This window comes from Demequina sp. NBRC 110057, assembly GCF_002090175.1.
Lineage (GTDB): Bacteria > Actinomycetota > Actinomycetes > Actinomycetales > Demequinaceae > Demequina.
The window spans coordinates 585,070-607,047 of the sequence record NZ_BBRN01000004.1 but is presented as its reverse complement, the minus strand read 5'-3'; the positions used below and the strand labels follow the sequence as shown (position 1 = coordinate 607,047).

The 21,978-nt window shown below is 70.9% G+C and carries 19 protein-coding genes and 1 tRNA gene; 8 read left to right on the top strand and 12 right to left on the bottom strand.

What is annotated here, in order from left to right; translation table 11 throughout:
* Positions 1 to 13: 13 nt before the first annotated feature.
* The 5 genes from B7K26_RS07810 to B7K26_RS07790 are packed head-to-tail and all read right to left on the bottom strand — an operon-like array spanning position 14 to position 5,759.
* Positions 14 to 1,735 (bottom strand): AMP-binding protein, encoded by a 1,722-nt coding sequence (locus B7K26_RS07810; RefSeq protein ID WP_084078368.1) that lies wholly within the window; start codon positions 1,733 to 1,735, stop codon positions 14 to 16.
* 37 nt (positions 1,736 to 1,772) lie between these two features.
* Positions 1,773 to 2,300: a thioesterase family protein gene (locus tag B7K26_RS07805; protein ID WP_084078367.1), complete on the bottom strand. Its 528-nt coding sequence runs from the start codon at positions 2,298 to 2,300 to the stop codon at positions 1,773 to 1,775.
* The gene (locus B7K26_RS07800; protein WP_084078366.1) at positions 2,297 to 3,142 is read right to left on the bottom strand and encodes a MaoC/PaaZ C-terminal domain-containing protein; all 846 of its coding nucleotides are present in this window, start codon (positions 3,140 to 3,142) and stop codon (positions 2,297 to 2,299) included. The genes B7K26_RS07805 and B7K26_RS07800 overlap by 4 nt, the downstream gene beginning before the upstream one ends.
* On the bottom strand, positions 3,142 to 4,491 hold the full coding sequence (locus B7K26_RS07795) for a 3-oxoacyl-ACP reductase (protein ID WP_084078365.1): 1,350 nt from the start codon (positions 4,489 to 4,491) through the stop codon (positions 3,142 to 3,144). Before B7K26_RS07795 ends, B7K26_RS07800 begins: the two co-directional genes overlap by 1 nt.
* Positions 4,491 to 5,759, bottom strand: coding sequence for an acetyl-CoA C-acetyltransferase (locus tag B7K26_RS07790; RefSeq protein ID WP_084078364.1), 1,269 nt, complete (start codon positions 5,757 to 5,759; stop codon positions 4,491 to 4,493). The genes B7K26_RS07795 and B7K26_RS07790 overlap by 1 nt, the downstream gene beginning before the upstream one ends.
* Before the next feature lie 88 nt (positions 5,760 to 5,847).
* Here B7K26_RS07790 and B7K26_RS07785 point away from each other — a divergent pair, with 88 nt between their 5' ends.
* The 3 genes from B7K26_RS07785 (at position 5,848) to B7K26_RS07775 (ending at position 9,788) form a co-directional block, all read left to right on the top strand.
* Positions 5,848 to 6,468, top strand: coding sequence for a TetR/AcrR family transcriptional regulator (locus B7K26_RS07785; RefSeq protein WP_159449648.1), 621 nt, complete (start codon positions 5,848 to 5,850; stop codon positions 6,466 to 6,468).
* 43 nt (positions 6,469 to 6,511) lie between these two features.
* A complete protein-coding gene (locus B7K26_RS07780) occupies positions 6,512 to 8,461 on the top strand; it encodes an acyl-CoA dehydrogenase (protein WP_084078362.1) in 1,950 nt (649 codons plus the stop codon).
* Between the two features lie 91 nt (positions 8,462 to 8,552).
* On the top strand, positions 8,553 to 9,788 hold the full coding sequence (locus tag B7K26_RS07775) for an MFS transporter (RefSeq protein ID WP_084078361.1): 1,236 nt from the start codon (positions 8,553 to 8,555) through the stop codon (positions 9,786 to 9,788).
* Here the strand turns inward: B7K26_RS07775 and B7K26_RS07770 are convergent.
* Together B7K26_RS07770 and B7K26_RS07765 are read right to left on the bottom strand one after the other, a co-directional pair.
* Positions 9,758 to 10,894 (bottom strand): NAD(P)/FAD-dependent oxidoreductase, encoded by a 1,137-nt coding sequence (locus B7K26_RS07770; RefSeq protein ID WP_084078360.1) that lies wholly within the window; start codon positions 10,892 to 10,894, stop codon positions 9,758 to 9,760. The genes B7K26_RS07775 and B7K26_RS07770 overlap by 31 nt on opposite strands.
* Positions 10,895 to 10,904: 10 nt before the next feature.
* A complete protein-coding gene (locus tag B7K26_RS07765) occupies positions 10,905 to 11,543 on the bottom strand; it encodes a Pr6Pr family membrane protein (RefSeq protein WP_084078359.1) in 639 nt (212 codons plus the stop codon).
* A gap of 232 nt (positions 11,544 to 11,775) precedes the next feature.
* On the opposite strand from B7K26_RS07765, the gene B7K26_RS07760 reads away from it, so the two are divergent.
* The 3 genes from B7K26_RS07760 to B7K26_RS07750 all read left to right on the top strand — a co-directional run bounded on the left by B7K26_RS07760 (position 11,776) and on the right by B7K26_RS07750 (position 13,949).
* Positions 11,776 to 12,993 carry a cobalamin-independent methionine synthase II family protein gene (locus B7K26_RS07760; RefSeq protein WP_200811013.1) on the top strand — a complete coding sequence of 406 codons (1,218 nt, stop codon included), beginning with the start codon at positions 11,776 to 11,778 and terminating at the stop codon, positions 12,991 to 12,993.
* Positions 12,994 to 13,168: 175 nt separating this feature from the next.
* Positions 13,169 to 13,783 carry a YitT family protein gene (locus B7K26_RS07755; RefSeq protein ID WP_234998741.1) on the top strand — a complete coding sequence of 205 codons (615 nt, stop codon included), beginning with the start codon at positions 13,169 to 13,171 and terminating at the stop codon, positions 13,781 to 13,783.
* Positions 13,784 to 13,875: 92 nt separating this feature from the next.
* Positions 13,876 to 13,949 (top strand) — tRNA-Pro (locus tag B7K26_RS07750).
* Between the two features lie 94 nt (positions 13,950 to 14,043).
* Here the strand turns inward: B7K26_RS07750 and B7K26_RS07745 are convergent.
* Genes B7K26_RS07745 through B7K26_RS07735 form a run of 3 tightly spaced genes read right to left on the bottom strand, consistent with a single transcriptional unit; the run spans position 14,044 to position 16,922 of the window.
* Entirely contained in the window at positions 14,044 to 14,253 is a 210-nt protein-coding gene (locus B7K26_RS07745) for a hypothetical protein (RefSeq protein WP_084078358.1), read from the bottom strand.
* 4 nt (positions 14,254 to 14,257) lie between these two features.
* Positions 14,258 to 15,778 (bottom strand): SDR family NAD(P)-dependent oxidoreductase, encoded by a 1,521-nt coding sequence (locus B7K26_RS07740; protein WP_084078357.1) that lies wholly within the window; start codon positions 15,776 to 15,778, stop codon positions 14,258 to 14,260.
* Between the two features lie 10 nt (positions 15,779 to 15,788).
* The gene (locus B7K26_RS07735; protein ID WP_084078356.1) at positions 15,789 to 16,922 is read right to left on the bottom strand and encodes a class I SAM-dependent methyltransferase; all 1,134 of its coding nucleotides are present in this window, start codon (positions 16,920 to 16,922) and stop codon (positions 15,789 to 15,791) included.
* A 96-nt stretch (positions 16,923 to 17,018) separates the two neighbouring features.
* Between B7K26_RS07735 and B7K26_RS07730 the strand changes: the two genes are divergently transcribed.
* Complete coding sequence (locus B7K26_RS07730; protein ID WP_084078355.1) at positions 17,019 to 17,471, top strand: hypothetical protein; 453 nt, start codon at positions 17,019 to 17,021, stop codon at positions 17,469 to 17,471.
* 75 nt (positions 17,472 to 17,546) lie between these two features.
* A complete protein-coding gene (locus tag B7K26_RS07725) occupies positions 17,547 to 17,954 on the top strand; it encodes an NUDIX domain-containing protein (RefSeq protein WP_084078354.1) in 408 nt (135 codons plus the stop codon).
* A 9-nt stretch (positions 17,955 to 17,963) separates the two neighbouring features.
* On the opposite strand, the gene B7K26_RS07720 is transcribed toward B7K26_RS07725, so the two are convergent.
* On the bottom strand, positions 17,964 to 19,508 hold the full coding sequence (locus tag B7K26_RS07720; RefSeq protein WP_159449647.1) for a chitinase: 1,545 nt from the start codon (positions 19,506 to 19,508) through the stop codon (positions 17,964 to 17,966).
* A gap of 16 nt (positions 19,509 to 19,524) precedes the next feature.
* Positions 19,525 to 21,960 carry a glycosyltransferase family 2 protein gene (locus B7K26_RS07715; protein ID WP_084078352.1) on the bottom strand — a complete coding sequence of 812 codons (2,436 nt, stop codon included), beginning with the start codon at positions 21,958 to 21,960 and terminating at the stop codon, positions 19,525 to 19,527.
* Positions 21,961 to 21,978 lie beyond the last annotated feature (18 nt).

Here is a 21,978-nt window from a genome sequence, read left to right as displayed (position 1 = left end):
CGACCCGGTCCGGTCAGGCGGTGGCGTCCGCCTTACCCTCCTCGCGCTCGCGCAGGGCGCGGCGCAGGACCTTGCCGACGTTCGTCTTGGGGAGCTCGTCGAGGAACTCGATGTGGCGGGGGCGCTTGTAGCCCGTGAGGCGCTCCTTGAGGAACGCCGACAGCTCCGCCTCGGTCAGCGAGGGGTCGCGCTTCACCACGAACAGCTTGGGAACCTCGCCCGCGTGGTCGTCGGCCACGGGGATGGCGCCGGCCTCGAGCACCTTGGGGTGCTGCATCGCGGCGTCCTCGATGTCGCCCGGGTAGACGTTGAACCCGGAGACGACGATGATCTCCTTCTTGCGGTCAACGATCGCCAAGTAGCCCGTCTCATCGATGGTGGCCACGTCGCCCGTGAGGAGCCAGCCGTCGTCCGTAAGGACCGCCGCCGACTCCTCGGGCTTGCGCCAATAGCCCTTCATGACCTGCGGGCCCTTGACGGCGAGCTCTCCCGGCTCGCCCAGCGGAACCTCGGTGCCGTCGTCGGCGAGGACGCGCACGTCGGTCGAGGACAGCGGCACGCCGATGGTGCCGATGCGGGGCGGCAGGTGGGTAGGGTTCACGCTCACCACGGGGGAGGCCTCGGTGAGCCCGTAGCCCTCGACCATGTCGGTGCCGGTGACATCGTTCCACTTGTGCGCGACGGCCGAGCGCAGCGCCATGCCGCCCGCCACCGAGATACGCAGGCGCGACAGGTCCACCTTCGCGAACGCGTCGTTCTCCAGCAGCGCTCCGGCGAGCGTCGACACGAGGACGAGGGCGTGGGGCCTGGTCTGGTCGATGGTCTTGACGAACGCGGGGATGTCGCGCGGGTTGGTGATGAGCACGTTGTGTCCGCCGAGGCGGAAGAACCCGATGCAATTCACCGTGAGGGCGAACACGTGATACAGCGGGAGGGCGGCGATGACGGTCGAGTCCTCGTCGAGGACGGCACGCATCTGGCCGATGAACTGGGCCTGGTTGGCGAGCAGGTTCCAGTGGGTGAGCATCGCCGCCTTGGTGCCGCCCGTGGTGCCACCGGTGTACTGCAGGAACGCGAGGTCGTCGTGGCCCACGCCGGGGTCGGCGAAGCGAGCGGGGTCGCCCGTCAGGAGGGCACGGAACGGGATGGCTCCTGGCAGCTGGTAGTCCGGCACCATCTTCTTGACGTACTTGGCGACAAGGTTGACGATGGTGCGCTTGGGCTGGTGAAGCATGTCACCGGCCTCGGTGACAATCATGTGCTCGATGGTCGACCCGCCCACCACGGCCGCGGCCTTGTCGGCGAAGTTGGCGAGCACTATCATGGCGCGAGGCTCGGCGTCCTTGATCACCGCCGCGAGCTCGGTCGCGGTGTAGAGCGGGTTGGCGTTGACGACGACGAGGCCAGCGCGCAGCGCGCCGTACAACGCCACCGGGTACTGCAGCAGGTTGGGCATCTGCAGGACGATCCTGTCGCCCTTGACGAGTCCCAACTCGTTCTGGAGGTACGACGCAATCCTTGTCGCGATCGCGTCGACCTCGCGGAACGACAACGTGCCGCCAAGGTTGGAAAACGCGGTGCGGTCACCGTGACGCTCGGCCGCGGCGTGGGCGAGCTCGCCGAGCGAGCGCTCCTCGGGCGCCGAGATGCGGGGGGTGACCCCCGGCGGGTAGTGGTCGAACCAGGGACGCGAGGCGTCGCCGACGGGGTCGATGTCTGCGGGCTGAGTGGTCATCTGCATCTCCATTGATGTCGATGGCGGGGATCGGTGGTCAGGCTTGGGACGAGGGTACGCGAGTGGCGCGGGTCCACTCGCGCATCCAGTCGTCGACACGCAGGTGCGCGGGGAATCCGCCGACGGCCCTCTCGAGCTCGTCGTGGTCGACGGTGCCGCCCTCGCGCTTGAGGAACCTGGTGCGCACCAGCGCGTGGGCGTGGACGGTGTCGCCCACACAGAAGCGCTGCTCGAGGTATCCCCAGCGGTCGTCGAGGCCGAGGATCCTGGTGCGGATCTCGAACCGCTGGCCCAGACGTAGCTCCTTGCGGAACGTGATGGTCTGGCCAGCGACCACGGGGAACCATCCGTGCGTGTCGAGGTCCGCCCAGAACCCCGAGCGGATCATGAGGTCGAGGCGGCCGAGGTCCATGAGGGTGAGGTAGCGGCCGTTGTTCATGTGGCCCAGGAGGTCGAGATCCGTGGGGGCGACGCGGAACGGTGTGACTGCCTCGTCCCACAGCGAGAGCCGTGCGCGTCGCCGGGAGCGCAGGCGCGTGAGCAGCAGGCGCAGCCACAGATTCACGGGCGCACCCGCATCAGCAGGTGGGGCTTGGTGCCGTCACGGGAGGTGACGGCAGCGTCCCAGCCGCCGCCCGCATCGGCCGCATGAAAGCCCACCGTGCCGGGAAGTGCCACGGGCTTCGCGAAGTCCACCTCGACGGAGTACACGGCCGGCAGGCGCTGCTCCAGCGCGGCGAGGGCCCGCGCGTGGGTCCACATGCCGTGGATGATGGGGCGCGAGAAGCCGAAGCCCTTCGCCGCGAGCCTGCTGGTGTGGATCGGGTTGGGATCGCCCGAGACGCGACGATAGTCGCGCCCGAGCGTCGAACCCAGTCGCCACCTGGCGTGCGGCGTGACGGGCGCGAACGGCGGGTGAGGGGAGTCGTCGGGGGTGCCGGGCGCCCTCATCCCCGACGCAAGGTAGGTGCTGACGCCGGACCACACCGTCTCCCCATCCGCCTGGGCCGTCGCGCTGAGGTCCACGAGGGCCCCGCGCCGGTGGGCGCGCACGTTGCCGGCCGTGACGGCGAGGTCGAGCCGCTCGGTCAGCGACACCGGCCGGTGAAGCGTCATGGCATTGGACACGTGGACGGCCCCGGCGAGGCGCACCGACGCGTCGGCGTCGCCCAGCAGATGGACGTGAAGTGGGAACGCGAGGACGTGAATCCAGGTGGGCGGCACCGCGTCGCGCAGCGTGAAGCCCGTGACGCGGCAGTAGTCCGCGAGGCGGGCGACGTCCTGCCGGTGGCCCGGCACGCGAACCTCATGAGCGGGCACCCGCGCGTCCTTGGCGCGGCTGGGGACGAGCGCGCGCGCGAAGGCGGCGCCCATTCCCGGCATGGCGTCGAGGGTGACCGTGCTCATCAGGCGCCCACCAGGTTCTGGCCGCACACCCTGATCACCTGGCCTGTGACCCCCTGCGAGCGTGGGTCGAGGAGGTAGCCGATGGTCTCGGCGACATCCTCCGGCCGTCCCCCCTGGCTGAGGGAGTTGGAGCGGCGGAAGATCTCGCGCTGCACGAAGGGGATGCGGCCGGTCATCTCGGTCTCGATGAATCCCGGCGCGACGGCATTGACGGTAACGGAGCGCTCGGCGAGGTCGGGGGCCATCGCCTCGACGAGGCCTGCCACACCCGCCTTCGAGGCCGCGTAGTTGGTCTGGCCCTTGTTGCCGGCGAGGCCCGAGGTCGACGCGATGCCCACCAGGCGGCCGCCGTCCGCTAGCCCGCCCTCGGTGGCGGGGTCGAGCAGCACCTCGTTGATGCGCATCTGTGCCGCCAGGTTCACGTCGAGCACGGACGCCCAGCGCGAGGCGTCGGTGTTCGCGAGCATCTTGTCGCGAGTGATGCCGGCGTTGTGAACGACGGCGTACAGGGGGCGGCCCGAGCGTGCCACGTGCGCCGCGATGGCCGCGCCGGCATCGGCCGCTGTGATGTCGAGCTGCAGGGCGGTCCCGCCCACCTCGTTGGCGACCTGGGCGAGCGCCTCGCCCGCGGGAGGGATGTCGACGGCGACGATCCTGGCACCGTCGCGCGCGAGGGTGCGGGCGATGGCCGCGCCGATGCCGCGCGCGGCTCCCGTAACGACGACCACGCGGTCCTCGAGGGGGCGCTCCTGGAGCGTCTCCGCCGGCTGCTCGGCCGCCGCGACGGTCCATGCCTGGCCGTCGACGAATGCCGACCGGCCCTGCAGCACGAAGCCGAGGGTCGAGACGAGGTCGCCGGGGGTGGCCTCCTGGGCGACGTGGAGAAGCGTGGTGGTGGCGCCGCCGCGCAGCTCCTTGCCGATGGTGCGATTGATGCCGTCGAGCGCGCGGGCGACCGACCTCTGCTCCCAGTCTCCCGCCGAGGGGTGGGCGACGATGACGATCCGCCCCGCCCGCTCGATGCCCTTGACCGCGGGACGCAGCACGGCTCGCAGCTCCTCGAGCTGGGGGATGGTGGTCAGTCCCGTCACGTCGACCACGAGGGCACCGATGCGCGCGCCATACCCGGGGGTGGGCTCGCCGCCGTCGTCGACCACTGGCGACTCGACAGATCGTCCCAGCAGCGTCAGCGTGCGGCGCGCGAGGCTGCCGTCGCCGATCTCCGCGAGGACGATCGCGCCCTCGGGCCACGTGCGCCCGCGGCGCAGGCGCGGCGGGTCCTTGAGGCCCGCCTTCGCCGCGATCGCCTTGCCTGGCTTGGACGTGAAGGCCTTCTCGAGCGCGCTCATCACACCGCCTCCAGGATCGCCACGACGCCCTGTCCGCCGGCGGCGCACATGGAGATAAGGCCCTTCGAACCCGGGCCTCGCTCGTGCAGGAGCTTGGCGAGGGTGGGGAAGATGCGGGCGCCGGTGGCCGCGAAGGGGTGGCCGGCGGCGAGCGAGGAGCCGGCGACGTTGAGGCGGGCGCGGTCGAGGGTGCCGATCGCGCCGTCGAGCCCGAGGCCGCGGCAGTAGTCCTCGTCCTCCCAGGCCTTCAGGGTGGCCAGCACTGTCGAGGCGAAGGCCTCGTGGATCTCGATGAGGGCGAAGTCGTTGGGGGTGAGCCCCTGGCGGGCGAGGAGGCGGCCGGTGGCGGCCACGGGGCCGAGCAGCAGGTCGTCGCCTCCCGGGTGGTCCACCGCGGCGACCTCGGCGTCGACGAAGCGGGCGAGCACGGGCATGCCGTTCTCGCGCGCCCACTCCTCGCTCGCGAGGAGCGCTGTCGCGGCGCCGTCGGACAGCGCGGTGGAGTTGCCCGCGGTCATCGTGCCCTGCGGGCCGCCAAAGGCGGGCTTCAGCTTTGCGAGCTTTTCGACCGAGGTGTCGGGGCGCAGGATCGCGTCCTTCGCGACGCCCAGGTAGGGCGTGACGAGGTCGTCGAAGAAGCCGTCGTCCCAGGCGGCGGCAAGGTGGTGGTGGCTCGCGGCGGCGAGCTCATCCTGCTCGGTGCGGCCGATGCCCCAGCGCTCGGTGGTGAGGGCCTGGTGCTCGCCCATGGACAGGCCGGTGCGGGGCTCGGCGACGCCGGGAGCCTGGGGGGCGAGGTGGCGGGGGCGGATGCCCGCGAGCGCCTTGGCGCGCTCGGCGGCCGACCGGGCCCTGTTGGCGCGCAGCAGCGCGCGCTTGAGGCCGTCGCTCACGGTGATGGGGGCATCGGACGCCGAGTCCACACCGGCCGAGATGCCCACGTCGATCTGGCCGAGCGCGATCTTGTTCGCGATGTAGATGGTGGTCTCGAGGCCGGTGCCGCACGCCTGCTGGAGGTCGCACGCGGGGGTCGCGGGGGAGAGGGCGGAGCTGAGGACGACCTCGCGCGTGAGGTTGAAGTCCTTGGGGTGCTTCAGGACCGCGCCTCCCGCGACCTCGCCGACCCTGGTACCCGCGAGCCCGAAGCGGGCGACGAGCCCGTCGAGCGCGGCGGTCAAGAGGTCGTGGTTCGAGGCCTCGGCGTACGGGCCGCCGGCCTTCGCGAAGGGGATGCGATTTCCCCCGATCACCACGGCGTTGTGGGACATGCTGCCTCCGTCATTGGTGGAACTCGTCAGTGTTGTTCAGCGATACTCACGGTAGCAGATACTCCGGGTATCGGGTATGGTCGGCGCTATGGCCATCGACGGTAGGGACGCACGCTGGGATCAGCACCGGGTTGACCGCAGGCGCGCCCTCGTGTCCGACGCACTGCGCGCCATCCGCGTCCACGGCGCCGGGGTGGGAATGGACGAGATCGCCGCCCGCGCCGGCACCTCCAAGACGGTGATCTATCGCCACTTTGGCGATCGCGCCGGGCTGTACGACGCCGTCGTCGAGTCCGTCCACGCGTATATCCGCGACGGCCTCACGGAGGCGCTCGCCGCCACCGAGGACGGCGACCTCACGCACCTCACGGACACCCTCGCCGACGGCTACCTCAGCCTCGTCGAGCGCGACCCCCACATCTATCGCTTCGTCATGAACGGCCCCGGTGGAGGCGGCGCGGTCGATCCCGGCGGGCGAGTGCCCGTGGTGATCGCCGACTACGTCGCGCAGATCCTCGTCGAGCACGCCGGCGCGAGCGGCGTGGATCGCGCCACCGCCGAGACCTGGGCACACGGCCTCGTGGGCTTCATCCAGGCAGTGTGCGACCGATGGATGGACGCCCCCGCACGCGAGCCGCGCGACGCCGTGGTCGCGCGCATCTCCGCACTGTTCACGCCCGCCTTCGCGGGCGCCCTCGCCCCGCATTAGCGCGGGCCCGTCCCCACCCGCCACCACTCAAGGAGAGGCAACAATGACGTTGACCGACGAGACCGCGACCCCCGTCCACCACGAGGATCTGACCGCCCTGGGCGCCAGGCTGCGTACCGCGCTCGACGGCCCCTATGCGGCGGAACGGTCCGTGGGGCGGGCGACGTTCCCCGCCGACGACCTGCTGCGCGACCCCGGGCTCGACGTCGCGCAGTCGCGGGAGTGGACCCTGGGGCGCTTGCGCGAGCTCGAGCGCCACGGCTTCGGGCACGCGGGGGTGCCCGACGGGCCCAACTCGGTGTCCGACCCGCTCACGGCGGTCATGGCCTTCGAGATGCTCGCCCACGGCGACCTGTCGGTGACCATTAAGTCGGGGGTGCAGTTTGGGCTGTTCGGGGGCGCGGTCACCAACCTCGGCACCGAGTGGCACCACGCGACGTTCCTGCCGGGGATCACCGACCTGAGCCTGCTGGGCGGCTTCGCGATGACGGAGCTGGGCCACGGCTCGGATGTCGCGAGCCTCGAGACCACCATCACGTATGACCCCGAGACGGACGAGTTTGACGTTCACTCGCCCACGCCGGGGGCCACCAAGGCTTACATCGGCAACGCCGCCAAGGACGGCACGATGGCGGCCGTCTTCGGCCAGTTGTGGGTCGGCGGCACCTGCCACGGCGTGCACGTGGTGCTGGTGCCGCTGCGCGACGACGACGGCAACGACCTGCCCGGCATCACCACGGGGGATCAGGGCCACAAGGGAGGGCTGCTGGGCGTCGACAACGGCACCATCCGGTTCGATCATGTTCGCGTCGAGCGCCGCATGCTCCTGGACCGCTTCGGCGGCGTCGGCGACGACGGCGCCTACTCGTCGCCCATCGAGAACGCGAACCGCCGCTTCTTCACGATGCTCGGCACCCTGGTGCGTGGCCGCGTCTGCGTCGGCGGAGGGGCAGGCATCACGGCACGCCGCGCTTTGTCGATCGCCACCCGGTACGCCCTGCGCCGCCGCCAGTTCCCCGCCGCCGGGCGCCCGGGCGGCGTCCTGCTGCTCGACTACCTGGTGCACCAGCGCCGCCTCCTGCCACGCATCGCGCGGTCGTATGCGCTGGGATTCGCGCAAAACGAGCTGATCGAGGCTCTCGTTCACGTCCAGGGGCCCGGCGACAGCACCGAGACCGAACAGCGCGAACTCGAGACGCGCGCCGCCGGACTCAAGGCGATGACCACCTGGTTCGCCAACGAGACGGTCCAGGAGGCGCGCGAGGCGTGCGGCGGCTCGGGCTACCTGAGCGAGAACCAGCTCACCGAGATGCGCCGTGACGTGGACATCTTCGCCACCTTCGAGGGCGACAACACTGTGCTGCTCCAGTCGGTCACGAAGGCCTTGCTGACGGACTTCAAGCGCGAGTGGAGCGAGCTCGACCGCAGCGGCGTCATGCAGGCGACCGCGAAGGTGGCGGGGGAGACGGTGGTCGAGGCGACATCGGCCAACCTCGTCCTCGACCGCCTCGCGAGCGCCGTCCGCCGCAAGCCCGAGGAGACCACGCTCACCGATCGGCGCTGGCACGCGCTCATGTTCGAGGAGCGCGCGCGTCACTCGCTCGAGTCGCTTGCCCGCCGCATGCGGGCGGCGTCGACGGCATCGGGAGACTCCTTCGAGGCGTTCAATGCGCTGGGCGAGCACGTGCAGTTCGCCGCGAAGGCGCACCTGGAGCGGCTCGCGCTGCAGGCCTTCATCGACGGCATCCGCGGGTGCGAGGACCCGGAGGCGCGCGGCGTGCTCGAGGACCTGTGCAGTCTGTACGCGCTGTCGTCGATCCACGACCAGCGGGCGTGGTTCCTGGAGCACAACCGCATCAGCTCCTCGCGATCCAAGGCGATCGGGCAGCAACTCGATGACCTGTGCCGGCGGCTACGCCCGCACGCGCTGGGCCTCGTGGAAGGCATGGGAATCCCGGAGTCCTGGCTGGGCGCGGCGATCCTTCGGGACTGACAAACGGTCAGAAATCACGGTGTGTGCCAGGGATTATCCTGGCCTGGCTCGACGTTGAGCGTGTCCCCACCCGCTCGACGATCGGCCCGCCATGCCCACGATGACCCCGGCCCGCACCCGGCTCGCCCTATTTGCCCTTGCCATCGGCAGCTTTGGCATCGGCACCACGGAGTTTGTCGCGATGGGGCTGCTTCCCGACATCGCCCGTGACCTGCTTCCCGAGACCTGGGCCGCGAGCCAGGAGGAGGCGCTGTCGCAGGCGGGGTGGCTGATCTCTGCCTACGCCGCCGGCGTCGTCGTGGGCGCGCCCACCATCGCCGCGGCGGCCGCGAAGTACTCGCGCAAGACGGTCCTCACCGTTCTCGCGGTGGTCTTCACCGTGGGTACCGTCGCCTCGGCGGTGGCGCCCACGTTCGGCACGGTCGTCGCCGCCAGGTTTGTCGCGGGGCTTCCGCACGGCGCCTACTTCGGCATCGCGGCGCTCGTGGCAGCGAGTCTCATGGGACCCGAGAAGCGCGGCCAGGCCGCCGCGTTCGTGTTGGCCGGCCTCACGATCGCCAACGTGGTGGGAGTGCCGGCGGTCACGGCGCTGGGCCAGGCGGCGACGTGGCGCGTCGCCTACCTTGCCGTGGCGGTGATGTTCGCGATCGCCGCGGTGGCCATCGCGCTGTGCGTGCCGCAACAGGGCGGGGATCCTTCGGCGACGATGCGCCGCGAGGTGGGCGCGCTGGGACGACCGGCGGTGTGGTTCGCGCTGCTGACCGGCGCGCTCGGCTTCGGCGGCTTCTTCGCCGTCTACAGCTACGTGTCGCCGCTGGCGACCGAGGTCACGGGCACCTCGGAGGGCCTGGTGCCCTTCGCGCTGATGACCATTGGGCTCGGGATGACGGTCGGCAACCTTCTCGGCGGGCGCCTCGCCGACCGTGGCGCGCTGCGCGCCATCTTCCTGCTCTTCGCCGCACTGGCGGCGTCCCTGCTGGTGGTCATCGTCGCGGCGGCCACCCTCGTGGGGCTGTTCGTCGGACTGTTCCTGGTGGGGGCATCGGCCGCCGCCCTGTCGCCAGCCATCCAGACGCGCCTCATGGACGTGGCGGGGGAGAGTCAGACCATGGCGGCCGCCCTCAACCACTCGGCCCTCAACATCGGCAACGCGATCGGTGCCGCGCTCGGAGGGGCGGTCATCGCCGCGGGCTACGGATACCTCTCGCCCACGTGGGTGGGTCTCGCGCTGTGCGTACCCGGCGTCATGTGTGCGCTGGCGGGTCGCGCCATCACCAAGCGTGCCGCGGCGCAGCCTCACCCGGCCGTGGCGGTTGCCGCCGAGTAGCGCGTCGGTGCTGGCGGCCACGCGCCGTCCGCGAGGTAGCGCTCGGCGTCGCGCGCGATCCGGCGCGCGCCGCGGTTGGCGCTGATCGTCGACGCCTGGGGGCCGTAGCCCGCGAGGAACAGGCCCGGGACGTCGATCGCATGCCCCTCGGCCACGCTCACGCCGCGGCGTGCGTCGATGGCGAGCGGGGCCAGGGGGCCCAGATCCGCCTCGAATCCCAGGGCCCAGATCACGGCGTCGAGCGGGAGGTGCGAGCCGTCGGCCAGCACCGCCCCGTCGGTCACGAGTCGCGTGAACATCGGGGAGCGCGTCAGCAGGCCTGCCCGGCGCATTCTGGCGATGGGCGGCGTGAGCGGCATGCCCGTGGTCGACACGATGCTCGGCAGGGGCCGTCCCGCCCGGGCGGCCTCGTCCTGGAGCCGGACCGACTCGCGCCCCAGGTCCTCGCGCAGTGACGAGTCGCGATCGTGGAACACCACGGGGCGGCGCGTGAACCAGGTGACGGAGCGCGCCGTGGTGGCCACCTCGCGCAGGAACCCCAGCGCCGATGCCCCTCCGCCGACCACGGCGACGCGCAGGCCAGCGAAGTCGTTGGCCGACGTGTAGTCGGGGGTGACCAGCTGGCGCCCGCGGAACACGTCCGCGCCAGGGGTGCTCGGGTGTCGGGGGCTGCCCCACGTGCCGACCGCCGCGACGACGATGCGCGGGGTCAAGGGCGCGGCGGCATCGGCCGTCTCGACGACGAAGCCGCCGTCGGCGCCTCGACGCACCGCGGTCACGTCGACGGGGCGCGAGACGGCGAGGCCGTAGTGGCGCTCGTAGGTCGCGTAGTAGTCGCGGACCACCGCCGAGGCCGGCGGCTCCCGGGGAGCGTCGTCGAAGGTGACCCCCGCATCGGCCATGCCCGGCAGGTCCGCAATGCGGTGGGCGTCGCCAAGCCGCAGGGAACCCCAGCGGTGCTGCCAGGCGCCGCCGGCGGTGGGGCCGCGGTCGACCATGCGGAAGTCCTCGCCGGGCACCATGCCGCGGTGGAGCAGGTGATAGCCGACGGACAGGCCGGCCTGACCGGCGCCGATGACCAGGATGGGTGGGGTGGGCGCGGTCACGGCGTCAGGTTTACGCCCCGTGGTGCCCTCGGGGCAAGTCGGCGCGTGCACGCTCGCCGCGGCGCAGGAACAGGCTGCAGTGAAGGAGCGCGACGAACGCGAGCCCGGCGACGGCGATCAGCGCCAGCGTGGTGGCGATCGTGACGAACCCGCGGGCGGGGTCCAGGAAGGGGTAGGGGACCCAGCCGTCGCGGGCGGCGCGAAGCAGCAGGTACCCAGCCCAGCCGGCGGGCACCCACAGCACCGTCCACCAGGTGCTCACGGGGAGCCGGCGGCGGCGACCCACCAGCAGCCAATCGAGGGTGAGCACGATGCCGGCGCCGCCGTGAAGGACAGCGTTGGCCCACGGGAAGTACGGCTGGGAGTAGTGGGCGAGGACCGCCCAGTAGACGACGCCGGCGATCGCGAGGTAGGTCGCGGCGTTGACGCGGAGTAACTGGAGCCACACCAGGTAGCGCTCGCCCACGATGGCCGATGCGGTCAGCGAGACCACGCCGGCGATGGCCGCCAGGGGAGTGAAGTACCCGGGCAATTGGCCCCACGTGAAGGTGCCGTGGGTCAGGTCGGCCCACCCTTGGAACGCGAGGGACAAGGCGATCGCGAGGGCGGCGGTCAGTCGGAGGGCACGGAGTGCGGCGTCGTTGCTCACGGGTTGCACTTTACTCGTACTTTACGCAAAAACAAGAAAGGCTTGCCGAAAACGAGGGGTACGAGGGAAGGTGTGGCAAAACGTCGGGGTGTCGACGGGAGTGGTGGCAGGATAGGCGGCGACGCCATGCATCAAACGAGGCCTCGGATCCGCGCCACCGCGCGGGCATTGCTGGCGCGAGACCACCGGGAAACCAGGCGTGCGCTCGCGCGCCGAGACCACGAGGATTTGCATGTCTGATCTGACCATCGAGACCACCACGGCCGGCTCGCTGCCGCGTTCGGCCGAGCTCGTCGAGGCGACCAAGACCCTGCAGGTGGCCGAGGACGGCTTCACGCTGATCCAGACCGACGAGTACAAGGAGGCCGCTGCCGCCGCGGTTACCTCGCTCGTGAAGCGCCAGCTCGACGCGGGAATCACGCGCGTGGGCGACGGCGAGTACGGCAAGGCGATGACGGCCTCGCACGACTTCGGCGCGTGGTGGAGCTACTCGTTCCAGCGCACCGCCGGTCTGGCGCTGCCCCCGGCCGACGCGCCGATGCCCGAGCCCGTGCGCTCGACCCCCGGCCACGTGGAGCTCACCACGATGAACGACCGCCGCGACTGGGTCGCTTTCGCGGAGGCCTACCAGGACCCGACGTCGGGTGTGCTGCTGGGTGAGCCGCCGTTCTGGCCGCTCACCGTGTCCGACATCTCCTACCGTGGCCACGACCTCATCGCCGCGGACATCGCGAACCTCAAGGGCGCGTTGGACGCGACCGGTCAGACGCACGGCTTCCTCACGTCGCTCGCTCCCGGCTCCGCCGCGCGCATCGGCAACGCCCACTACAAGGACGAGGCCGAGCACATTTGGGCCTGGGCCGACGTGATGCGCGAGGAGTACAAGGCGATCGTCGACGCGGGCCTCACCGTGCAGCTCGACGACCCCTCGCTCGCCGAGAGCTGGGACCAGGTCAACCCCGAGCCGTCGGTCGCCGACTACCGCGCCTTCCTCCAGACGCGCATCGACGCCATCAACCACGCCATCGAGGGCCTTCCGCGCGAGCAGGTGCGCCTGCACATCTGCTGGGGCTCGTGGCACGGACCCCACACCACTGACCTCGAGCTGCGTCACATCCTCGACCTGCTGCTCACCGTCAATGCTGGCGAGTTCTCCTTCGAGGCCGGCAACGTGCGCCACGAGCACGAGTGGAAGGCGTGGCGCGACGTGTCGATCCCCGAGGGCACCGTCCTGGTCCCCGGCGTCGTGAGCCACGCGACCAACGTGGTGGAGCACCCCGAGCTCGTCGCTGACCGCATCGAGCGCTTCGCCGACATCGTGGGCCCGCAGCACGTGGTCGCCTCGACCGACTGTGGCCTCGGCGGACGCGTCCACCCGCAGATCGCGTGGGCCAAGCTCGCGTCGCTCGGCGAGGGCGCGCGCATCGCGGCCAAGCGCATCGGCGGCTGATACCTGCTCTGTTGAGTGACGGCGCCGGCTCCCTGCGGGGGCCGGCGCCGTTGTTTGTGCGGCCGATGCGGTGGCCGGCTTCCCGAAACGCCGACGACACGCGGCTCTGGCACCATAGACCGGCGCGCGACCCGCGCATCGTCCGTCCGCCTTCCCCACCCTCGGAGGTTCAGCCTTGTCCGTCGTCGACCCGCCCATTGCCGAAAAGCACGCGCTCTGGGAGGACGCGCTCGCGCTGCCCACCGGGGCGTTGATGATGTCCTTCGGCCTGTTCCTGCTGGACCAGATCGGGGGAGTGTCGGGTGGTCTTGCCGGTGTGGCGATCCTCGGCAGCTATGTGACCGGGGCGTCGTTCGGGCTGATCTTCTTCCTCATCAACGTGCCGTTCTATTGGCTCGCGGTGCGGCGCATGGGGTGGACCTTCACGGTCAAGACGCTGATCTCGGTGACCTTGGTGTCGGTGTTCACGTCGGTGCACGGCCTGTATCTGGACGTGAGCGACGTCAACCCGGTCTACGGCGCCGTGTTCGCGGGGCTGTCGATCGGCGTGGGAATGCTCATCATCTTCCGCCACGGTGCCTCCGCGGGAGGCTTCGGCATCCTCGCCGCGTGGCTGCAGGAGACGCGTGGCTGGAGGGCCGGGTACGTGCAGGGATCCCTCGATTTGGTGGTCGTGATCGCGTCGCTGGCGCTCGTGCCGTTCCCGATCCTGCTGTGCTCGATCCTCGGCGCCGTGCTACTCAACCTGACGCTCGCGATCAACCACCGTCCGGGCCGGTATTTCGGCTGACGCGGGCCGCTGTGGTCATCGAGACCCCGCGATCTGTGTAAACTATTCCACGGCCCAAGGCGAGGACATCGAGTCCTTCGAGGCGGGTTGTTCGGGCTGTGGCGCAGCTTGGTAGCGCACCTGACTGGGGGTCAGGGGGTCGCAGGTTCAAATCCTGTCAGCCCGACCGAGAGAAGAGTCGTCCTTCCTGGTAGATACCGGGGAGGACGGCTCTTTTTCATTCTCACGTGCGGGTGCTACTGCGCGGTTGCAGTCGCCTTCTAAGCTCGCTGCCGCCGCTCCGGCGCCGGCGGCACCGGCTTCGCGGCCACAATCTCCGACACCGCGATTCTCACGACCCCACGCTTTCCGTCGACCACCACCGTCTCGCGGTCGGCGCTCAGCAGCGTCCCGAGTGCATCGGTCGCGGAACCATCGGGCAGCAAATAGCGCACCACCACGCGCGCACCGGGCGCTGGCAGGCGGATCATCGGCTCACCACTTCGAGGGCGCGTAGTCCTTGAGGAACACCCCGAAGAGGTCCTCGCCGGCCTCGCCTCGCACCACAGGGTCGTACACGCGCGCCGCGCCGTCGACGAGGTCGAGCGGAGCGTGGAAGCCCTCCTCGGCCAGCCTCACCTTGGTGGGGTGGGGGCGCTCGTCGGTGATCCAGCCGGTGTCGACGCTGGTCATGAGGATGCGGTCGGACTCGAACATCTCTCTGGCGCTCGTGCGCGTCAGCATGTTGAGCGCGGCCTTCGCCATGTTCGTGTGGGGGTGACCTGGCCCCTTGTATCCGCGCTCGAAGACGCCCTCCATCGCGGACACGTTGACCACGTAGGAACGGCCGGAGGCCGATGCCGTGGCGGCGGCCGCGAGAGCCGGCCGCAGGCGGTTGATCAAGATGAACGGGGCTGTCGAGTTGCACAGTTGCACCTCGAGAAGCTCAAGCGGCGTGACGTCGCCGACCGCCTGTACCCACGAGTTGGTGCCGTGCAGGTCGGGCACCAGGCCGCCGGCATCAATCGCGGTGCCGTCCGCGAGCCGCGCGAGCGACGACGACCCGGGGGCGAGGGCCTGTTCGGTGAGGCGCTGCGCCTCCCTCGAGCCCATCTCCGCCAGGTGGGCCGAGGCGAGCAGCGGATGCGTCGCGGCGGAAGCCTCAATACTGACGGGGTGGGCATCGGCCGTGCGTCCCAGGGTGAGCAGCTGCGGCCCATGTCCGTCGTCCCAGAGCCCCTGCTCGAGCGGCACGGATTCGGCCTCCACGAGCGGCGCGTAGGCGCCGGGGGAGCGGCGCACCGTCTGCGCTGCATTGTTGATCAGGATGTCGAGTGGACCGCCCGCGGCGACAGAGTCGGCGAGCGCGACCACCTGGGCGGGGTCTCGCAGGTCGATGCCGACCACGGTGACACGGTGGAGCCACTCGGCGGCATCGGGCATCGCCGCGAAGCGACGCACCGCGTCGCGCGGGAAGCGCGTGGTGACCGTGAGGTCGGCCCCGTCGCGCAGCAGCCGCAGCGCGATGTGCATGCCGATCTTCGCCCTGCCGCCCGTCAGCAGCGCGCGGCGACCCCGCAGATCGGTTCCGGCGTGCCGCTTCGCGTGGCTCGTCTCCGCACACGACGGACAGAGTTGGTGATAGAACGAATCGACCACCGTGTACTTCTGCTTGCAGATGTAGCACGGGCGCGCCTTGAGGTACTCGCCCGCCGTCGGCGTCGCAGCGCGCGCCTCGAGCGTGAGGCCGCGCGTCTCGTCATCGATACGGTCCGATGCGCCGGTCGCCGTGGCGGCCACGACGGCAGTGTCGTTGGCGGCGATCGTGGCGCGACGCTCGCGGCGGCGGCTCTGCTTCACGGCCTTGATCATGTGGGCCGTCGCGTTACGCACCGTGACGAAGTCAGGATCCTGCTCGTCGACGTCGCTCAGCGAGGCGAGCACACGCAGCGTGGTCTCGAGATCGTCGGGGTCGATGCTGTGCTGGCGTTCGGCGGGTGCGGGCGGTGTGGACACTCGCTCTAGTTTACGGACGCCGTGTGGAGACGGTGACGGTGAACTTCGCGTTGCGCGCCACCTGCTCCGTCGCCCCGACGGCCTTCTCCAGCGCCGGCCGGTACCGAAGCGCCGAATTCCACACGCACCACAGCTGCCCACCGGGGCGCAGGACCCTGGCAGCATCGGCGAACAGGCGCGGGGCCAGCAGATCCGTGACGGCCGCACCCGAGTGGAACGGGGGATTGAGTGCGATCAGCGAGGCGCTGCCGGACGGTCGTGCGGACAAGGCGTCGTCGCGCGCGACCTCGACGCGGGACTCGACGCCATTGGCGAGCATCGTCTCCCGCGCGGAGCGCACCGCGACCGCCGACTGATCCGACGCGTACACCGACGCCTCCGGATACCGCGTAGCCATCCACGCAGCGACGATGCCGGTGCCGCAGGCAAGGTCGATGTACGGGTCGTCAGGGGTCCCGCCGGCGGGTGCGGCGGGGAGATGGTCGAGCAGGAGCCGGGTGCCGATGTCGAGCTTGGCCCCGGCAAAGGCGCCGCCAAACGCGCGCACCTCAACTCCCGCCACGCGGGCGGCGGCGGGCACTGGATCGCGCCCGTCGTGCGGCTCCCGCGCGATGAGCACGCGAGACTTCTGGCGCGCGTGGCTCACGTCGAGGCGCCCAAAGTGCTCGGACAGCACGGCGTTCATCGACACCGACATGTGCTTCAGGCGGCCGCCGGCGATGACGACCACGTCCGGGACGGCGTGGGCGGCGATGAGGCCCGCGATGTCGCGCAGCGCGTCGAGGGAGCGCGGAAGGCGGAGCAGCACGACGCGGGCGTCGCTCACGAGCGACGCGTCCAAAGGCAGCGCCTCGTAGTACTCTCCCAGGCCCGTGCGCGCGGCGTTGGCGTCGAGCGCCTGCTCGCCGGTCAGGGCGTCAACGTGGGTGCGGATCCCGGTCGCGCCGTCGGCAACGGCGCCCAGGGTGAGCGCGCCGTAGGCATCGCCGATCACCACCACGTCGCCCCGCCCGGCGGAGACCCGATGCGCGCGCGACTCGTCCAGGATGAGCCGATCCGCCGCGTCGACGGCGACGAGGTCGGGCGCCTCGACGTCGGGCCAGCGGCGCAGCGTCTCGAGCAGCTGCTCACGGGGTGGGATCACCGTCGAAGCCTAGCCTCGGACGTCGCGAGGGGCCGCCGTGGGACTACACTTTTCGGGTCTACCAGACACCTTCATCCCTTGAGCAGAGGAACCCTCATGCGCTTCTCCATCCCCGCAGCCGTCGGCATGATCGCCGCGGCCACCCTCCTGACGGCGTGCAGCTCTGACGCCGACACCGACGCCTCGGCCTCCGCCAGCGCCTCGCCCTCGGCCGCCGAGTCGTTCGACGCCTCGCTCGTGTCCTCGACCCTCGACTCCGTGCGCACCGCGACCGGCTGCGAGACCTGGGCGGGCGGCCGTGTCGCCGGCGCCGGCGTGGTCGCCGGCTGGGAGTACACCTGCGACGTGGACGGGGACACCGTCCCCGAGTCCACCCTCGCGATCTACACCGACGCCGACTCGCTCGCCGAGGACATCGCGAACCGTGAGTCCGCCGACTCCACCACCGCCATCCTCGAGGGCGACAACTACCTCCTCATGACGACCGACGCCGACCACGCGAGCGCGGTCGAGGAGGCCGGCGCCGAGGTGGTCCGCCCCCTGTCCTGACGGACATCCGCGGGCCTCGCGGCACCCCGGTCGAGCAGGCGCTCCCGGGGTCCGCGGGCCCGTAGCCTGGTCGGCATGACCGACTCAGTCCCCAGCACCCTCATCCGCGTCAGCGCCGTCGTCCTGCGCGACGAGGCCGGCCACATCCTCACCGTCCGCAAGCGCGGTACCTCGCGCTTCATGCTCCCCGGCGGCAAGCCGGAGGCCGGCGAGAGCGCCGCCCAGGCGGCCGTGCGCGAATGCCAGGAGGAGATTCACGTCACGCTCGAGGCCGCGGACCTCGAGTTGCTCGGCACCTTCACCGCCCCCGCCGCGAACGAGCCGGGGCACCAGGTCGAGGGAACAGTGTTTCTTCACGCCGCCGTCGAGGTGGACCGCCCCGCGGCGGAGATCGACGAGCTGCGCTGGCTCGACCCCGCCGCGCCGCTTCCCGGCGACCTCGCGCCGCTGCTCGAGCACCACGTCCTGCCGCTGCTGGGCTAGCGCGAAGGTCTATTCAGCCGGGATCACCAGCACCCACGGGCTGCCGCCCTCGACGGTGACGCCGGGCTCGGTGCCCTGGCTCCACCACTTCGCCTCGTAGGGAACGCCGTCCACCTGGACGCGGTCGCCCGACGAGTACGCCTCGTCCTCGTCCCAGTCGGGATAGGTGCCCGCGGGCACTGTCGGCAGGGGAGCCGGCGTCTCGCCGGGGAGCACCGGGCCCACCAGCGTCCACGGGTCCTCGCCGTCGGCGCCGGCGGAGCCGGGAGCGACTCCGGTGGTCCAGTACCGCGCCTCGTACACCTGGCGGTGCCACACGATCTTGGTACCGGCCGGGTAGACGCCCAGCGCGTCCCAGATGGGGTACGGGCTCGTGGCGGGGTCGTCGGTCTGCGAGCCGGCATCGGCCGATGCCTCGGAACTTGACTGGATCGAGGGCTCGGCCGAGGAATCGGCGAGCGCTGCCGCCGACGGCAGGTCCTTGGCGAGGGTGTCGGCGAACGACACGCCCTCCTGGTCGATGCCGCTGCAGGACGTCTGCACCACTGTCGTCACCGTCGGCAGCGGGGAGGTGCAGGTGGCGTCACGGTTGAGCGACCACATCGCCACGAGTCCCACGCCGTGATCCAGCGCGAACTGGTTGACGGCGGTCGCATCGTCGAGTGTGAAGCGCTCCGAGGAGACGTCGTTCTGACCGACCATGACGGTTAGTCCCACGCGGCCCCATGCGGCAGCCTCACCCAGCGACGTGCCGGCCGCGGCATACAGGGAGTCGACCTGGGCCTGCAGGGCGACCGCCGCGGACTCGACGAGCTCTGACTGCGCGGTGGTCGCCGTGTCGGCGCCGAAGTTCATGGTCATGCCGTTGACCCCGGCGAGGTCCACACCCGCGGCGAGCGTGCGGCGCACCACGTCCTCGCCGGCGTCGGTCAGCCCGTTTTCGTCGACGGGAAGGGTCAGCCACACCGCGAGCGGGGAGTCGTCGGCGCGCTCCGCCTGGAGCGAGGCGATGGCGGTGGCCCGCCGGTCGATGCTCGCGGTGTCGTCGAGCGCGGCGCCCTCGACATCGAGGTCGATCGTGTCGAGGTCGTAGCGCTCCACCACGTCGCGGTAGGCGCCCAGCAGCGCCTCGTCGTCCGTGCATCCGACTGCGAGCGACGAGTTGGCCTGGCCCCCGAACGAGACACGGGCGTGGCCCCCGACGGACTCCAGCTGGACGATGCGCCGGTCGAGGTCGAGCGCCTCGTTCGCTTCGTCGAGCGAGTAGTAGCCGCCCCAGCTGGGGGTGCAGGCGTCGGAGGGGTCGGACACGATGAAGGACAGCGTCACCTGGGACTGCGCCGCACCGGTGGGCGTCTCGAAGGTCGAGGCGGGGGTGGCCGTCACGTCGACGTAGGCGCTGAACGTCGACGGTCCCGGGACGACGGGGCCGGTCGCCGCGGCGGACACGGCACGGAAGCCGAACCAGCCCAGCGCGCCGACGACGACGAGCAGGATGAGGAGGCGCGTCTTGGACACACGGGTGGTGCGCGCGGCACGGGTGGTGGAGGTCATGCGTGGCTCCTGCGGCTCAGTCGCGCTGGCGGGCGCGCGTGTCGCCGTAGCGGGGACGGGTGGTCGTGGACACGGCGACCGGCGGGGGCGTGTCGGAGGTCGGGTCGTGATCGGGGCCGAAGTACAACACCGATTCCCAGGCATCGGCCGCCGTGCGCTCCTCGGTGGAGGGACGCGGCTTGCGGGGCACCTGGACCCAGTGGACTGCGCCCAGCACCATGTCGACGATCGAGTTGCGGAAGCCGATGAACGCGCCGATCGCGTACGTGGTGAGCACACCGTTGAAGGCGGCAAACGTGGCGTGGTACCAGTTCTCGAGACGGATGTCGTTGGCCAGGCTGTAGAACGACCACAGGGCGATCGCGTAGGCGGCGATCACGTACAGCGCGGGCGCCGCGGTGCGGTTCGCGACCTTGGGCGTGCGGGCGAACGAGATCTTCGACTTGGCTGCGGCCTGCTGCAGCGACTTGAGTGTGCCACCCAAGTTGACGGCGAGCAGGATGAGGTTGAACGCGTAGACGCGGAACACGTCGGTGCGCTTGTAGCCCATGCGGTGGAAGTCGTGCGACATCGCCAGGAAGTACGGCAGGGCAGCGGCGACGATGATGGGGCTCAGCAGGCGGTCGTCGAAGGGGTAGGTCAGCAGTAGCACGAGCCCGAAGCTCGCCCACGAGATCGACGCCATGTAGTTGACACGCAGGATGATCGAGGAGCGGCGAATGCGGTTGCCCTCCTTCTTGCGCGCGCGCACCAGGCGGCGGAACTTGGGGGCGATCAGCAGGCCGCCGTTGGCCCAGCGGGCGCGCTGGACGGCGAGGGCTCCGAAGTCCGGGGGAGTGGCGCTGTAGCTGAGCCGCTCGGGGTAGTTGTAGAGGCTCCACCCGTGGGCGACCAGGTCGATGCTCGACTCGGTGTCCTCGATGACGGTGCGGTCCTGGACGTAGCGGCGCACCTCCTGGCCGCCCACGTAGGACACCTCGACGATGTCGTTGAGCGCCGACTTACGGATCACAGCGTTGGCGCCCACCCAGAAGGTGGCGTCGAAGTGCGTGAGCCCCTGGTGAAGCATGTGCTGGATGTCGGTCGTCGCGGCGGCGATGCGCTCCAGTCGCGTGGTCGCGCCGCGGAAGGCGGAGTACGGGGTCTGGATCACGGCGATGCGCTCGTTGCCGGGCATCTCGAGGTGGTGCACCAGGCGCAGGCAGTACTCGCGCAGGATGACGCTGTCAGCGTCGAGCGTCAGGACGTAGTCGCTGTCGGGGACCAGCAGGCCGTCCTCGGTATCGGTGATGCGCAGCATGGGGCCGGAGCGCGTCTCCACGCGGCGCACCCGGTGACCCATGAGGCCCAGGTAGGCGTTGAGGTTCATCGCCTTGTTCGCGTCGTGCGGGAGGTTCGCGTAGGCCTTGCGCTCGAACGAGGACACCTGGGCCTCGAAGGTCCACACGAGGCGACGGCACAGCTGGCTGAGGCGCGCGGCCGGCAGCGCGGCCCCCGCGTCAAGCGACGCGAAGAGCGCCTGCGCCGTGGTCTCCATGTCGTCGGCAAGGCCGCCGAGCACCTCGTCCGCGACGAAGTCGTCGGCGTTGTTCGCCCGGACGTAGCCTTCCTGCTGCTCGCGCAGCCACTGAGCCGCCCACCGGAAGTCGCGGCCGAGCGAGCGCACGGCATCGGGGCTGCTCGCGCCGTCCTCAAGCGCGGCGGCCTCGTGAGCCTCAAGCGACTCGACGAAGCGTGCGTGGGGCACGGCAAGCAGGTCCTGAATCTCGCCGGGCACGGCGCGGCACGCATCGAGGCTCGCGGCGGCGGCAGGCTCGGACGGGTGCGGCGGGTCATCGAGCAGGACCACGACGCGCATGCCCGGGTACTCCTGAAGCGCGGCAGACAGGGCGGTCGCCCTCACGACGCTCGGGTCCTCGGCGTAGGACGGCACGAGGGCGGTGAGCGTGGGCCGCGACACGGCGAAGAAGGCGTCGATCTCGGCGCGCGGGGTGCGCACGTGCTCGCGCGAGCGGTACAGCGCCCCCTGGCGCGCCAGCAGGTACGAGAACGTGGAAAAGATGAGGAAGCCCATCACGATGACGTACGCGATGGCCTGCCACACGAAGGCGCTTCCCATGAAGCCCTCGTCGAGGATCTGCGACACGATCGTGATCGCGAGGTAGGCGGCGAACATCACCACCGTGGCGACGATGGCGAAGCCGCCCAGCCAGGTCGCCGCGGTGCTCGCGGCCGGCTCGATCGCGGGCAGCGGCGGACGCGGACGCTCGGCGCCCCACTGGCGTCGCCTGCGACGCGGAGGGGCGGGGGCATCGGCCGTCACCTCGTGCTCGGGCGCCATCGCCAGGACGTCGAGGGGGTTCTCGTGCGGGGTCGCCTCGTCGGCGCGTGCGGACGTGTCGGGCGTGGCGGCGGGCATGGCGCCGCCGACCCCGATCTCAGGGGATGACATGAATGGTGAACCTCAGCG

Coding starts and splice junctions, on each gene's coding strand:
- B7K26_RS07715 (WP_084078352.1), bottom strand. CDS start 21,960: ATGTCATCCCCTGAGATCGGGGTCGGCGGCGCCATGCCCGCCGCCACG.
- B7K26_RS07800 (WP_084078366.1), bottom strand. CDS start 3,142: ATGAGCACGGTCACCCTCGACGCCATGCCGGGAATGGGCGCCGCCTTC.
- B7K26_RS07720 (WP_159449647.1), bottom strand. CDS start 19,508: ATGACCTCCACCACCCGTGCCGCGCGCACCACCCGTGTGTCCAAGACG.
- B7K26_RS07760 (WP_200811013.1), top strand. CDS start 11,776: ATGTCTGATCTGACCATCGAGACCACCACGGCCGGCTCGCTGCCGCGT.
- B7K26_RS07775 (WP_084078361.1), top strand. CDS start 8,553: ATGCCCACGATGACCCCGGCCCGCACCCGGCTCGCCCTATTTGCCCTT.
- B7K26_RS07785 (WP_159449648.1), top strand. CDS start 5,848: ATGGCCATCGACGGTAGGGACGCACGCTGGGATCAGCACCGGGTTGAC.
- B7K26_RS07730 (WP_084078355.1), top strand. CDS start 17,019: ATGCGCTTCTCCATCCCCGCAGCCGTCGGCATGATCGCCGCGGCCACC.
- B7K26_RS07725 (WP_084078354.1), top strand. CDS start 17,547: ATGACCGACTCAGTCCCCAGCACCCTCATCCGCGTCAGCGCCGTCGTC.
- B7K26_RS07790 (WP_084078364.1), bottom strand. CDS start 5,759: ATGTCCCACAACGCCGTGGTGATCGGGGGAAATCGCATCCCCTTCGCG.
- B7K26_RS07795 (WP_084078365.1), bottom strand. CDS start 4,491: ATGAGCGCGCTCGAGAAGGCCTTCACGTCCAAGCCAGGCAAGGCGATC.
- B7K26_RS07780 (WP_084078362.1), top strand. CDS start 6,512: ATGACGTTGACCGACGAGACCGCGACCCCCGTCCACCACGAGGATCTG.
- B7K26_RS07745 (WP_084078358.1), bottom strand. CDS start 14,253: ATGATCCGCCTGCCAGCGCCCGGTGCGCGCGTGGTGGTGCGCTATTTG.
- B7K26_RS07810 (WP_084078368.1), bottom strand. CDS start 1,735: ATGACCACTCAGCCCGCAGACATCGACCCCGTCGGCGACGCCTCGCGT.